At 73.4% G+C, this 12,198-nt stretch carries 14 protein-coding genes and 1 tRNA gene; 12 read left to right on the forward strand and 3 right to left on the reverse strand.

Annotation, left to right across the window (positions count from 1 at the left end):
• Window positions 1-39: 39 nt before the first annotated feature.
• A complete protein-coding gene (locus tag IE251_RS07035; RefSeq protein WP_234471360.1) occupies window positions 40-585 on the reverse strand; it encodes a 5-formyltetrahydrofolate cyclo-ligase in 546 nt (181 codons plus the stop codon).
• Between the two features lie 170 nt (window positions 586-755).
• Here IE251_RS07035 and galU point away from each other — a divergent pair, with 170 nt between their 5' ends.
• The 7 genes from galU to IE251_RS07070 all read left to right on the forward strand — a co-directional run bounded on the left by galU (window position 756) and on the right by IE251_RS07070 (window position 6,242).
• Window positions 756-1,667, forward strand: a complete 912-nt coding sequence (gene galU / locus IE251_RS07040) for a UTP--glucose-1-phosphate uridylyltransferase GalU (protein ID WP_189752014.1) — start codon at window positions 756-758, stop codon at window positions 1,665-1,667.
• On the forward strand, window positions 1,664-2,986 hold the full coding sequence (gene glp / locus IE251_RS07045) for a molybdotransferase-like divisome protein Glp (RefSeq protein WP_189752015.1): 1,323 nt from the start codon (window positions 1,664-1,666) through the stop codon (window positions 2,984-2,986). The genes galU and glp overlap by 4 nt, the downstream gene beginning before the upstream one ends.
• Before the next feature lie 125 nt (window positions 2,987-3,111).
• Window positions 3,112-3,591 (forward strand): cyclic pyranopterin monophosphate synthase MoaC, encoded by a 480-nt coding sequence (gene moaC, locus IE251_RS07050; RefSeq protein ID WP_189752016.1) that lies wholly within the window; start codon window positions 3,112-3,114, stop codon window positions 3,589-3,591.
• The gene (locus IE251_RS07055) at window positions 3,588-4,088 is read left to right on the forward strand and encodes a MogA/MoaB family molybdenum cofactor biosynthesis protein (protein ID WP_189752017.1); all 501 of its coding nucleotides are present in this window, start codon (window positions 3,588-3,590) and stop codon (window positions 4,086-4,088) included. The genes moaC and IE251_RS07055 overlap by 4 nt, the downstream gene beginning before the upstream one ends.
• A gap of 20 nt (window positions 4,089-4,108) precedes the next feature.
• Window positions 4,109-4,723 (forward strand): GNAT family N-acetyltransferase, encoded by a 615-nt coding sequence (locus tag IE251_RS07060; RefSeq protein ID WP_030779101.1) that lies wholly within the window; start codon window positions 4,109-4,111, stop codon window positions 4,721-4,723.
• A gap of 127 nt (window positions 4,724-4,850) precedes the next feature.
• Complete coding sequence (gene sepX / locus IE251_RS07065; RefSeq protein WP_189752018.1) at window positions 4,851-6,086, forward strand: divisome protein SepX/GlpR; 1,236 nt, start codon at window positions 4,851-4,853, stop codon at window positions 6,084-6,086.
• Between the two features lie 82 nt (window positions 6,087-6,168).
• Window positions 6,169-6,242, forward strand: a tRNA-Ala gene (locus IE251_RS07070).
• Between the two features lie 107 nt (window positions 6,243-6,349).
• On the opposite strand, the gene IE251_RS07075 is transcribed toward IE251_RS07070, so the two are convergent.
• Complete coding sequence (locus IE251_RS07075) at window positions 6,350-6,826, reverse strand: GNAT family N-acetyltransferase (protein ID WP_189752019.1); 477 nt, start codon at window positions 6,824-6,826, stop codon at window positions 6,350-6,352.
• A gap of 79 nt (window positions 6,827-6,905) precedes the next feature.
• On the opposite strand from IE251_RS07075, the gene IE251_RS07080 reads away from it, so the two are divergent.
• Entirely contained in the window at window positions 6,906-7,709 is an 804-nt protein-coding gene (locus IE251_RS07080; protein ID WP_189752020.1) for an exodeoxyribonuclease III, read from the forward strand.
• A 32-nt stretch (window positions 7,710-7,741) separates the two neighbouring features.
• On the opposite strand, the gene IE251_RS07085 is transcribed toward IE251_RS07080, so the two are convergent.
• Window positions 7,742-8,362, reverse strand: a complete 621-nt coding sequence (locus tag IE251_RS07085) for a MerR family transcriptional regulator (RefSeq protein WP_030779089.1) — start codon at window positions 8,360-8,362, stop codon at window positions 7,742-7,744.
• Between the two features lie 178 nt (window positions 8,363-8,540).
• On the opposite strand from IE251_RS07085, the gene IE251_RS07090 reads away from it, so the two are divergent.
• The 4 genes from IE251_RS07090 (at window position 8,541) to IE251_RS07105 (ending at window position 12,169) form a co-directional block, all read left to right on the forward strand.
• Complete coding sequence (locus IE251_RS07090) at window positions 8,541-10,049, forward strand: flavin-containing monooxygenase (protein ID WP_189752021.1); 1,509 nt, start codon at window positions 8,541-8,543, stop codon at window positions 10,047-10,049.
• Window positions 10,046-10,984 (forward strand): alpha/beta fold hydrolase, encoded by a 939-nt coding sequence (locus IE251_RS07095; protein ID WP_189752022.1) that lies wholly within the window; start codon window positions 10,046-10,048, stop codon window positions 10,982-10,984. The genes IE251_RS07090 and IE251_RS07095 overlap by 4 nt, the downstream gene beginning before the upstream one ends.
• Window positions 10,981-11,865, forward strand: coding sequence for an SDR family oxidoreductase (locus IE251_RS07100; RefSeq protein ID WP_189752023.1), 885 nt, complete (start codon window positions 10,981-10,983; stop codon window positions 11,863-11,865). Before IE251_RS07095 ends, IE251_RS07100 begins: the two co-directional genes overlap by 4 nt.
• 88 nt (window positions 11,866-11,953) lie before the next feature.
• Entirely contained in the window at window positions 11,954-12,169 is a 216-nt protein-coding gene (locus IE251_RS07105) for a hypothetical protein (protein WP_189752024.1), read from the forward strand.
• Window positions 12,170-12,198: the final 29 nt, after the last annotated feature.

Consider the following 12,198-nt stretch of genomic DNA (forward strand, 5'->3'; position numbering starts at 1 on the left):
GTGGAGGGCCGTTTCCGTCACCCACGGCGGGTTCTCGGGTCAGCCGCCCGGGAAGCGGCGCACGCCCGACGGCGTCACCACGGCGTGCACCGGCCGGTCGTGCGCCTCGGCCGGGACGCGGGCGACGACCTCCGTGTCGTAGAGCAGCACCACGAGCAGGGGGTGCGCGCCCGCGCGCTCCAGCCGGGCCAGCACCCGGTCGTAGGAGCCGCCGCCGCGCCCCAGGCGCATCCCGCGCGCGTCCACCGCGAGACCGGGCAGCAGGACGACGTCCGCGCCCGTCACGGCGTCCGGGCCGAGGCGCGTACCGGAAGGTTCGAAAAGCGCCATCTTCCCGCTGTGCCGGATTTGTTCGAGTGAGTCCGGACCGGTGTACTCGCCCCAGTCCAGGTCGTTGTCGGGCAGCAGCGCGGGGAGCAGCACGCGCACCCCTCGCGCGCGCAACGCCTCCAGCAGCGGGAGGGTGGCCGGTTCGCCGCCCACCGAGACGTACGCCGCCACCGTCCGCCCCGCGGCCAGCTCGGGCAGCTCCAGGGCGCGCTCGGCCAGCTCGCGGCCCGCCTCGCGGATGCCCGCCGCCGTCAGTCCGCTCCTCGCGCCGAGCAACTCCCGGCGCAGCGCGCGCTTGCCGGGATCACCCGAAGACCCGTCGTGTTCCACCGGCCGTCCTCGCACCTCTCGTCATGCCGCTCATATGAGCGGTTAGTCGCCCGAGCCACAGTTTCCGCACAAAGGCACCGGATATTGTGGCGGGCATGACTCAGTCCCACCCCAGGATCAGCAAGGCTGTCATTCCCGCAGCCGGCCTCGGTACCCGGTTCCTGCCGGCGACCAAGGCCACTCCCAAGGAGATGCTGCCCGTCGTAGACAAGCCGGCGATCCAGTACGTGGTCGAGGAGGCCGTGTCGGCGGGGCTCGACGACGTCCTCATGATCACCGGGCGCAACAAGCGCCCGCTGGAGGACCACTTCGACCGCAACTACGAGCTGGAATCCGCGCTGGAGAAGAAGGGCGACGCCGAGCGGCTCGCGAAGGTGCAGGAGTCCAGCGACCTGGCCACCATGCACTACGTCCGCCAGGGCGACCCCAGGGGACTCGGTCACGCCGTGCTGTGCGCCGCCCCGCACGTCGGCCACGAACCCTTCGCCGTGCTCCTCGGTGACGACCTGATCGACCCCCGCGACCCGCTGCTGCGGCGCATGATCGAGGTCCAGGAGCAGCACGGCGGCAGCGTCGTCGCGCTCATGGAGGTCGCCCCCGAGCAGATCCACCTCTACGGCTGCGCCGCCGTGGAGGCCACCGCCGACGGCGACGTGGTGAAGGTCACGGGACTGGTGGAGAAGCCGGACCCGGCGGACGCCCCGTCCCGCTACGCGATCATCGGCCGCTACGTCCTCGACCCGGGCATCTTCGGCATCCTGCGCGAGACCGAGCCGGGCCGCGGCGGCGAGATCCAGCTCACCGACGCCCTCCAGCAGCTCGCCCAGGACGAGAAGGTCGGCGGCCCCGTGCACGGCGTCGTCTTCGAGGGCCGCCGTTACGACACCGGCGACCGCGGCGACTATCTGCGTGCCATTGTCAGACTCGCGTGCGAACGTGAGGACCTGGGCCCGGACTTCCGGACCTGGCTCCGCAGTTACGTAGCCGAGGAGATGCAGCAGTCTTGAGCAGCGCCGCGCCCCGTCCCGCCGGCCCGGACGACCTGTGGTCGGTGGACGAGCACCTGGACGACATCCTCGCCACCGTCCGCCCCCTGGAGCCCATCGAGCTGCAACTGCTCGACGCCCAGGGCTGCGTCCTGGTGGAGAACGTCACGGTGCCGGTCTCCCTGCCCCCGTTCGACAACAGTTCCATGGACGGGTACGCGGTGCGGGTCGCGGACGTCGCCGGCGCCAGCGAGGAGTTCCCGGCCGCCCTGGAGGTCGTCGGGGACGTCGCGGCCGGCGCCGCCGATCCGGTGCGGGTCGGCCCCGGGCAGGCCGCGCGCATCATGACCGGTGCCCCGTTGCCGCCCGGCGCCGAGACCGTCGTCCCCGTCGAGTGGACCGACGGCGGGCTCGGCGAGGGCCCGGCGAGCGGCATGCGGGCGCGCAGCCTGGCCCCCGAGGGCGCCGAGGGGCAGGTGCACGTGTACCGGCCCGCCGAGGCACGCGCGCACGTGCGGGCCGAGGGCAGCGACGTACGGGCCGGCGAACTCGCCCTCGAGGCCGGTACGGTCCTCGGCGCGCCGCAGATCGCGCTGCTCGCCGCGATCGGCCGTGGCACGGTCCGGGTCCGCCCGCGCCCGCGCGTGGTCGTGCTGTCCACCGGCAGCGAACTCGTCCAGCCCGGCGAGCAACTGGCCCCCGGGCAGATCTACGACTCCAACAGCTTCGCCCTCACCGCCGCCGCGCGGGACGCGGGCGCCATCGCCTACCGGGTGGGCGCGGTCGCCGACGACGCCGAGACGCTCCGCACCACCATCGAGGACCAGCTCATCCGCGCCGACCTGATGGTGACCACCGGCGGGGTCAGCGTGGGCGCCTACGACGTCGTCAAGGAGGCGCTGTCCTCCGTCGGCGACGAGGACGAGGCGGGCGGCGGCGTGGAGTTCCGCAGGCTCGCCATGCAGCCCGGCAAGCCGCAGGGCTTCGGCACCATCGGCCCCGACCACACCCCGCTGCTGGCCCTGCCCGGCAACCCGGTGTCGTCGTACGTCTCCTTCGAGCTGTTCGTCCGTCCCGCCATCCGCGCCCTGATGGGCCTGACCGGGCTCCACCGGCCCCGCACCCGGGCCACGCTGAAGGCGGACGCGGCGCTGCGCTCGCCCCGGGGCCGCCGCCAGTTCCTGCGCGGCCGGTACGCCGACGGCGAGGTCACCCCCGTGGGCGGAGCCGGTTCCCACCTGATCGCGGCGCTCGCCAAGGCCGACGCGCTGATCGTCGTCCCCGAGGACACGGAGTCCGTGGAGCCGGGCGGCGAGGTGGAGGTCGTGCTGCTCGGCTGAGGCACGCGCGCGTGCCGTCCACAGGACGATCCTGGTCCGCTGTCCGGTCCGGCTTGGCGGTACCGTTGCGCGCACAGCAGGCCCGCGCTCCGCACCGCGCGGGCCCGGACCGGGAGCGCCACAGCATGAGTACGCAGGAACGGCTGACGCACATCGACGAGGCGGGTGCGGCCCGCATGGTCGACGTATCCGGGAAGGACGTGACCGCGCGCACCGCCCGCGCCAGCGGCCGGGTCCTCGTCTCACCGCGCGTGGTCGAGCTGCTGCGCGGCGAGGGGATGCCCAAGGGTGACGCCCTGGCCACCGCGCGCATCGCCGGGATCATGGGGGCCAAGCGGACCCCGGATCTGATCCCGCTGTGCCACCCGTTGTCGGTGTCCGGTGTGACACTGGATCTGTCGGTCGCGGACGACGCCGTGGAGATCCGGGCCACCGTGAAGACCACGGACCGCACGGGCGTCGAGATGGAGGCCCTCACGGCGGTGACGGTCGCCGCGCTCACCGTGGTCGACATGGTCAAGGCGGTCGACAAGGGGGCGGTCATCACGGACGTGCGCGTGGAGGAGAAGACGGGCGGCAAGTCGGGCGACTGGAGCCGGGCATGAGCTACCGCGCCCTGGTGATCACCGCGTCCAGCCGGGCCGCGGCCGGCGTCTACCCGGACAAGGGCGGCCCGCTGGTCGCCGACGGCCTCAGGAGCCTCGGTCTCGACGTGGCCGGGCCGCGGGTCGTCCCCGACGGCGCCCCCGTGGAGGAGGCCCTGCGGGCGGCCGTGGCGGACGGGTACGACGTCGTGGTCACCACCGGCGGCACCGGCATCTCGCCCACCGACCGCACCCCGGAGGCCACCCGCGCGGTGCTCGACCACGAGGTGCCCGGCATCGCCGAGGCCATCCGGGCCCACGGACGCCAGAAGGTGCCCACCGCCGCGCTGTCCCGGGGCCTGGCGGGCGTGGCCGGCCGGACGCTGATCGTGAACCTGCCCGGGTCGACCGGCGGGGTGCGCGACGGCCTGGCCGTGCTGGAGCCGCTGCTGGTGCACGCCGTCGACCAGATCCGCGGCGGCGACCACCCCAGACCCGGCAGTGGGGGTGCGAGCTGAACAGCCCTTCCTGGCCCGTCGTGCTGGCGGACGGCGAGGTCGTCCTCCGGCCGATAAAGCTGCGCGACCAGCGGGCCTGGCGCGAGGTGAACCGGCGCAACCGCGACTGGCTGCGCCCCTGGGAGGCGACCATCCCGCCGCCCGCGCCGAGCGGTCCGGTGGCGCACCGGCCGACCTACCGTCAGATGGTCCGCCACCTGCGCTCCGAGGCCGGAGCGGGCCGGATGCTGCCGTTCGTCATCGAGTACCAGGGGCGGCTGGCCGGGCAGTTGACGGTCGCCGGGATCACCTGGGGCTCGATGTGCTCGGGGCACATCGGGTACTGGGTGGACGAGGCGGTGGCCGGGCGCGGGGTGGTGCCGACGGCGGTCGCGCTCGCGGTGGACCACTGCTTCCGCACCGTCGGCCTGCACCGCGTCGAGGTCTGTATTCGCCCCGAGAACCGGCCGAGCCGGCGCGTGGTGGAGAAACTCGGATTCCGCGAGGAGGGGCTGCGGCCGCGCTATCTGCACATCGACGGCGCCTGGCGCGACCATCTCGTCTTCGCGCTCACCGCGGAAGAGGTGCCCGACGGTTTGCTCACGCGGTGGCACCGGGCACGCTCTCAGCGGGCTCAGCGCACCGAGAGCCCATGAATTGAAAATATGTTCGATTATTGAAAATCGCATCGTCGCGAAAAATGCTGGAAATATCAGCCAGATCGTGCGACACACCGGCCCAATTGGCGGATGGCCTCACGCAAACCCCTCTACCGTGTGAGGCGTGAGCAGCAGCGGCCTCATCTACGCAGTCATTGTCGGGGCCTGGGCCGCCTACTTGGTGCCGATGTGGCTCCGTAGGCAGGACGAGCTGAACGAGGCCCGTCCGACGGAACGCTTCAGCACCGCCATCCGGCTGCTTTCCGGACGGGCGGGCATGGAGCGCCGGTACGCCAGGGACCTGCGGGCGCGCTCCGCCCAGGAGGGGGAGCCGGACGCCGTCGACCCGGACGCCGTCACCGACTCGGTGGACGTCCGGGCCTTCGCCGTGCCCCCGACCCGCCGTCAGGAGGGCCTGGACGCCGAGCCCTTGGGCGACGGGCCGGAGGCGGTCGCGGACGCCGGGCCGGCCCGCGACGAGCCCCCCGCACCCGCGCCCGACCCCGCCTCCGTGCCCACCCCGCAGCGTGAACCGGTGGCACGGCGCGCGTCCTCGGCGCAGACGGCCGCCGCGCGCGCCCAGCGCTCGAAGGTGCTCGCGCGCCGCCGGCGCACCACGGTGATGCTCTTCCTCGCCTTCACCCTCGGCACGGTCATCGCCGCCGTCGGCGGCCTCGCCTTCCTGTGGGCGCCCGGCGTCCCGGCCGTGCTGCTCAGCGCCTACATCGCCTATCTGCGGGCGCAGGAACGGCGCCGCTTCGCCTATCAGATGGACCGCCGCCGCGCCGAGGCCGCCGCCCAGCGTCTGCGGGAACGCCGGCCGCGCACCCGCGCCTCCCTGGAGGAGGACACCGGCGCCGGCGAGGCGGACCCGGGCCAGGACGCGGGCACGGACGACGCGGAGCTGTCCGCGCTCGCCGCCGACCGGCGGGCGCTCGTGGAGCAGACCGACCACGCCGAGTGGGTCGACCAGCAGCGCGAGCGGCAGCGGCGGCCCGGGCACGGCGAGAGCTGGGACCCGGTGCCGGTGCCCCTGCCGACGTACGTCACCGCGCCCGTCGCCCCGCGCGCCACCTCCGACGTGGACCTCGGGGCGCCCGACACCTGGAGCTCGGCGCGGTCCAGCGCGGTCGTGCCGGGGCAGGAGGCGGGCCGTGCGCCGCGGGACGGGACGGGCGAACGCCCCGAGCCGGCCGCGGCGGACAAGCCGGCGGACGGCCGCGGGGAGGCCCGCCCGCAGCCGCGGACCCGCTCGCGCGGCGCCGGCCCCGCCGCGGCCCGCCGGGCACGGGAGCGCGGCCGTACGCCGCTGTTCGACCAGTACGAGGACGGCGACCGGCCCCGCGCCGCCAACGAGTGACCTCGGTCACCCCCGCCCTGACCAGTCAGGGAGCGGATTTCCGAGCACCCGGATCGGGATGCTAGAGTTTCACTCGTTGCAAGGGCCTGTGGCGCAGTCCGGTAGCGCACCTCGTTCGCATCGAGGGGGCCAGGGGTTCAAATCCCCTCAGGTCCACTGCACGATGAGATCCCGTCGGTCATCACGACCGGCGGGATCTTCGTCGTTTCCGGGGGGCCGAGGGTGCCGGATGGCCGGCACCCCGGTGCCCAGGGTGCCGTGGCTCACAGGCGCTTGGCGTAGCAGCGGCTTTCCTCGTGGTGGCGGTAGTAGCCGAACTTGGCGCACGGCTCGTAGCCGCTGGAGGCGTACAGGGCGATGGCCTCCGGCTGCTTGGTGCCCGTCTCCAGGACCATGCGGACCCGGCCGGCCGCGCGGGCGTCCTCCTCCAGGGCCGCGAGGATGCGGCGGGCCAGGCCCCGGCCGCGCATCTCCTCGATGACGAACATGCGCTTCAGCTCGGCGTCGCCGTCCTGGTTGCCCTCGTCGTTGTGGTCCTGGCTGCGCCAGCCGCCGGTCGCCACCGGGCGGTCCCGCTCGTCGTACGCGATCAGGAACACGCCCCGGGGCGGGTCGAAGTCCTCCGGTGCCAGGACCGTGGCGTCGCCCCCGTCGCCGTAGCGCACGTGGTACTCGGCCTGGACCTCGTCGTTGAGCTTGACGGCGTCGGGGTGATCGAAACGGACACGGCGTATATTCATGCTGGGTATCGTACTTCTATGCAGTCGGTGGTGGTCCCGGGTTTTCGGACCCCGACCAGTGTGCCGGTATCGTGCCGGGGTGCTGACTGTGACCACCGTGAACGTGAACGGGCTGCGGGCCGCCGCCAAGAAGGGCTTCGTGGAGTGGCTCGCCGGGACGGACGCGGACGTCGTCTGCCTCCAGGAGGTGCGCGCCGAGCCGCACCAGCTGCCCGAGGAGGTCCGGCAGCCCGACGGCTGGCACGTCGTGCACGCCCCGGCCGCCGCCAAGGGCCGTGCGGGCGTCTCCCTCTACACCCGGCGCGAGCCCGACCGGGTCCGGGTCGGCTTCGGCTCCGCCGAGTTCGACGGCAGCGGCCGGTACGTGGAGGCCGAGCTGCCCGGCGTCACCGTCGCCTCCCTCTATCTGCCCTCCGGCGAGGTCGGCACCGAACGGCAGGACGAGAAGGTCCGCTTCATGGCCGAGTTCCTCGTCCACCTTCAGGAGCTGCGCGAGCGCGCCGCCGCCGACGGGCGCGAGGTGCTGGTCTGCGGCGACTGGAACATCGCCCACCGCGAGGCGGACCTGAAGAACTGGCGCGGCAACACCAAGAACTCCGGCTTCCTGCCCGAGGAACGGGACTGGCTCGGCCGGGTGTTCGCCGCCGGGGAGGGCGGGTACGTCGACGTGGTGCGCGCGCTGCACCCGGACACCGAGGGGCCGTACAGCTGGTGGTCCTACCGCGGGCGGGCCTTCGACAACGACTCCGGCTGGCGCATCGACTACCACGTGGCCACCCCCGGGCTCGCCGGCCGTGCGGTCAAGGGGTTCGTGGAGCGGGCCGCCACGCACGCCGAACGCTGGTCGGACCACGCGCCGGTGACCGTCGTCTACGACCTCTAGGGGCCCCGGGCTCCAGGGGCCCCGGGGCCGCCTCAGTCCCGCTTGTTCAGCCGGCGGTCCAGGGCCAGGGAGAGTTCCGCCTCCACCACGCTGCGGGCCAGCGGGCGCAGCCGCCGCAGGTCGTCCTCGGGGGCGTGGCGCGAGATCACGTCGGCGAACAGGTCGGCCAGCGCCTCGGCGTGCTCGCGGACGCGGGCGGCGGCGGCCAGCACCTCGGCGAGCGGGATGCCCTCGCGCACCAGCGCCGAGGAGACGTCCAGCAGCCGCCGGCTGATGTGCACGATCTCGTCGCCGTCGGTGCCTAGATAGCCCAGCTCCATCGCGGCGGCCAGGTTCTCCGGTGTGACCTCGCCCTCGAAGCGGGCGGCGAGTTCCTCGGGGGTGAGGCGGACCGGCTCCTCCTCGGTGGGCGGGCCCACGCCCAGCAGGTCGGCGACATCGCGGCCCTGGTCCAGGGCCTCGGCGAGTTCCGCTATACCGCTGAGGGTGTGGCCGCGCTCCAGCAGGGCCGCGATGGTGCGCAGCCGGGCCAGGTGATGGTCGTCGTACCAGGCGATGCGCCCCTCGCGCCGGGGCGGCGCGAGCAGCCCCCGCTCGCGGTAGAAGCGCAGGGTGCGCACGGTGATGCCGGCCAGCCGGGCCAGCTCCTCCATGCGGTACTCGCGCGGGCCTTCCCTGTGCTCTGCGTCCTCTGCCACGCCCGCAGCCTAAGGTGTACCCCCGGTAACTTTCCCTTCCCCGCCCCCTACCGCTCGGTACGGAGCTGCTCTACAGTCCCATTGCGCCAGTGTTCACTGGCACAGTTCCTAGGTGATGCGTGGAGGCTTCGGGATGGCCGAGCACGAGCATGTACGGGTGGCGGTGATCGGGTCCGGGTTCGGCGGGCTGGGGGCCGCCGTGCGGCTGCGCCGGGAGGGAGTCACCGACTTCGTGGTCCTGGAACGGGCCGGCAGCGTCGGCGGCACCTGGCGGGACAACAGCTACCCCGGGTGCGCCTGTGACGTGCCCTCGCACCTGTACTCCTTCTCCTTCGCGCCCAACCCCGACTGGCCGCGCACCTTCTCCGGGCAGCGGCACATCCGCGCCTACCTGGAGCACGTCACCGACCTGTTCGGGCTGCGCCCGCACATCCGGTTCGACTCCGAGGTCAAGCTGATGACCTGGGACGAGGACAACCTGTGGTGGACCATCGAGACCACCCGCGGCACCCTGCGCGCCGACGTCGTCGTCTCCGCCACCGGGCCGCTGTCCGACCCGAAGATCCCCGAGATCCCGGGCCTGGACTCCTTCCCGGGGAAGGTGTTCCACTCCGCCCGCTGGGACCACGACTACGACCTGCGCGGCAAGCGGGTCGCCATGGTCGGCACCGGCGCCTCCGCGATCCAGATCGTGCCCGCCATCCAGCCGGAGGTCGGCCGGCTCACCCTCTTCCAGCGCACCCCGCCGTGGGTGATGCCCCGTGTGGACCGCGCCATCAGCGGGGCCGAACGCTGGCTGCACCGGCGGCTGCCCGTCACCGCGCAGGCCCGGCGCGGGCTGCTGTGGGGCATCCGGGAACTCCAGGTGCAGGCGTTCACCAAGCACCCCGACGAACTCGGGCTCGTCGAACAGCTCGCCAAGCGGAACATGGCCCGCTCCATCAAGGATCCCGCCCTGCGCGCCAAGCTCACCCCGGACTACCGCATCGGCTGCAAGCGGATCCTGCTGTCCAGCGAGTACTACCCGGCGCTCGCCCGGCCCAACGTGGACGTCGTCGCCGGCGGGCTCACCGAGATCCGCGGCTCCACCCTCGTGGCGGCCGACGGCACCGAGGCCGAGGTCGACGCGATCATCTTCGGCACCGGTTTCCACGTCACCGACATGCCCATCGCCGAGCGGGTGGCCCGCGCGGACGGGACCACGCTCGCGGAGAGCTGGAAGAACGGCATGCGGGCGCTGCGCGGCGCCTCGGCGGCCGGGTTCCCGAACTTCATGACGGTCATCGGGCCCAACACCGGCCTGGGCAACTCCTCGATGATCCTGATGATCGAGTCCCAGCTGAACTACCTGGCCGACTATCTGCGCCAGCTCGACGTCCTCGGCGGCCGGGCCGCCCTGGACGCCCGGCCCGCCGCCGTGGACGCCTGGAACGAGCGGGTCCAGGAGCGGATGAAGCGGACCGTGTGGAACACCGGCGGCTGCACCAGCTGGTACCTGGACCCGAGCGGCCGCAACACCACCATCTGGCCCGGCACGACCACCGAGTTCCGGCGCGCGACCCGGCGGGTGGACCTCGCGGAGTACGAGGTGATCCGCAAGCCGGCGCCGGTGGCGGGCCGCAAGAGCGAGGCCCTCGCGTGAGCCGCCGTACCCCGGCCGCCCCCGGCGCCTGCGCCCCGCCCGAGCCCGCCCGCACCCTGACCGCCGTCTCCGCCGACGGCGCCCGGCTGCACGTCGAGGCGCACGGCCCCGAGGGCGCGCCCGCCGTCGTGCTCGCCCACGGCTGGACCTGCTCGACGGCGTTCTGGGCGGCGCAGATACGGGACCTGGTCGCCGCCGGTCACCGGGTGATCGCCTACGACCAGCGGGGGCACGGGCGCAGTCCGGCCAGTCCCGTGTGCACCACCGAGGCGCTCGCGGACGACCTGGAAGCGGTGCTCGCGGCGACCCTCGCGCCCGGGGAGAAGGCGGTGATCGCCGGTCACTCCATGGGCGGCATGACGGTCATGGCCGCCGCCGGGCGCCCCGGCTTCCGGGAGCACGCCGCCGCCGTCCTGCTGTGCAGCACGGGCAGTTCGCGGCTGGTCGCCGAGTCCCGCGTGGTGCCGTTGCGGGCCGGGCGCGTGCGCACCTGGCTCACCGGGCGCGTCCTCGGCTCGCGCGCCCCGCTCGGACCGGTCACGCCGGTGGCCAGGAGCATCCTCAAGTACGCCACCATGGGAGCCGGTTGCGCCCCGGACCGGGTCGAGGCGTGCGCGCGGATCGTGCACGCCTGTCCGCGCGCGGTGCGCCACGCGTGGTCGAAGGTGCTGGCCACGCTCGATCTCGACCACGGCGTACGGCGGTTGACCGTGCCCACCGCGGTGGTGTGCGGCACCTCCGACCGGCTCACGCCCCCGGTGCACGCCCGCGCGCTGGCCGCCGCGCTGCCGCACTCCCTCGGCGTCACCGAGCTGACCGGTGTCGGCCACATGACCCCCGTCGAGGCGCCGGAGACGGTGACCGGCCGCATCCGCGAACTCGTCGGCACGTATGTCACGGGGGCCGCCCCCGTGCGGATCAAGGAGGGCGCATGAGCAGGGTGAGCCTCGAAGGGCAGGTCGCGGTCGTCACGGGAGCCGCGCGCGGCGTCGGTGAGCTGCTGGCGCGCAAACTGTCCGCGCGCGGGGCGCGGGTGGCGCTGGTCGGGCTGGAGGAGGAGGCGCTCAAGGAGGTCTCCGGGCGGCTGCACCACGACAGCGCCTACTGGTACGCCGACGTCACCGACCACGAGACCATGAGCCGGGTCGCGCGGGAGGTGAAGGAGCGCTTCGGGAAGGTCGACATCGTCGTCGCCAACGCCGGTGTGGCGACCGGCGGTCCGTTCACGGACTCCGATCCGGTGGCCTGGCGGCGGGTGATCGAGGTGAACCTGATCGGGTCGGCGGTGACCGCGCGCGCCTTCCTGCCGGTGCTGGCGGAGAGCCGGGGCTATCTGCTGCAGATCGCCTCGCTGGCCGCGCTCACCCCCGCGCCGATGATGACGGCGTACTGCGCGTCCAAGGCGGGCGTGGAGGCGTACGCGCACAGCCTGCGCGCCGAGGTCGGCTACCAGGGCGTGCGGGTCGGCGTGGCCTACCTGTCGTGGACCGACACCGACATGGTGCGCGGTGCCGACCAGGACGACGTGATGCGCGAGCTGCGGCAGCGGCTGCCCTGGCCGTCGAACAAGACCTACCCGCTGGGTCCGGCGGTGGACCGGCTGGTCGCCGGGATCGAGCGGCGCTCGGCGCATGTGTACGGGCAGTGGTGGCTGCGCGGCATGCAGGGGGTGCGCGGCTATCTGCCGGCGCTCATCGGGACGGTCGGGCAGCGGGAGATGAAGCGGTTCGCGCCCCGGCTGCGGGGGATGTCCTCCGGGCTCGTCGGCGCAGGTGGGGCGGCCGACGAGGAGGCCCGCGCCACACACCGTAACTGATCGACATGCGGAGGGTGTTGGCCCGTGTGAATCTGGTCGAGGCCCCACCGAGGGGCCAAACCCCCACCCACCACGGGAGTGAACCCACATGGGTATGAAGGACCAGATGCAGGACAAGTCCCGCCAGGCCAAGGAGAAGGCCCAGGAGAAGACGGGGCAGACCCGCGAGAAGGCCGGCGAGCGGATCCAGCAGGGCCGTCAGGGCCGGCAGGGCCAGCCGCAGCGCGGCACCCAGAACCACCGTGACATCGAGGACACGGAGCAGCAGGTGCGGGACCGGTTCAACCAGGACTACGACGCCTAGTCCGGTCCCATGACGTGGGGTGCCCTTCG

Source organism: Streptomyces eurythermus, assembly GCF_014649115.1.
In the GTDB taxonomy this organism is placed as follows: Bacteria; Actinomycetota; Actinomycetes; order Streptomycetales; family Streptomycetaceae; genus Streptomyces; species Streptomyces eurythermus.

Excerpts from the sequence above, each read along its gene's own strand:
- IE251_RS07100 (WP_189752023.1), top strand. The coding sequence starts at position 10,981 with ATGAGCAGGGTGAGCCTCGAAGGGCAGGTCGCGGTCGTCACGGGAGCC.
- galU (WP_189752014.1), top strand. The coding sequence starts at position 756 with ATGACTCAGTCCCACCCCAGGATCAGCAAGGCTGTCATTCCCGCAGCC.
- moaC (WP_189752016.1), top strand. The coding sequence starts at position 3,112 with ATGAGTACGCAGGAACGGCTGACGCACATCGACGAGGCGGGTGCGGCC.
- IE251_RS07105 (WP_189752024.1), top strand. The coding sequence starts at position 11,954 with ATGGGTATGAAGGACCAGATGCAGGACAAGTCCCGCCAGGCCAAGGAG.
- IE251_RS07090 (WP_189752021.1), top strand. The coding sequence starts at position 8,541 with ATGGCCGAGCACGAGCATGTACGGGTGGCGGTGATCGGGTCCGGGTTC.
- IE251_RS07075 (WP_189752019.1), bottom strand. The coding sequence starts at position 6,826 with ATGAATATACGCCGTGTCCGTTTCGATCACCCCGACGCCGTCAAGCTC.
- IE251_RS07085 (WP_030779089.1), bottom strand. The coding sequence starts at position 8,362 with ATGGAGGAGCTGGCCCGGCTGGCCGGCATCACCGTGCGCACCCTGCGC.
- IE251_RS07055 (WP_189752017.1), top strand. The coding sequence starts at position 3,588 with ATGAGCTACCGCGCCCTGGTGATCACCGCGTCCAGCCGGGCCGCGGCC.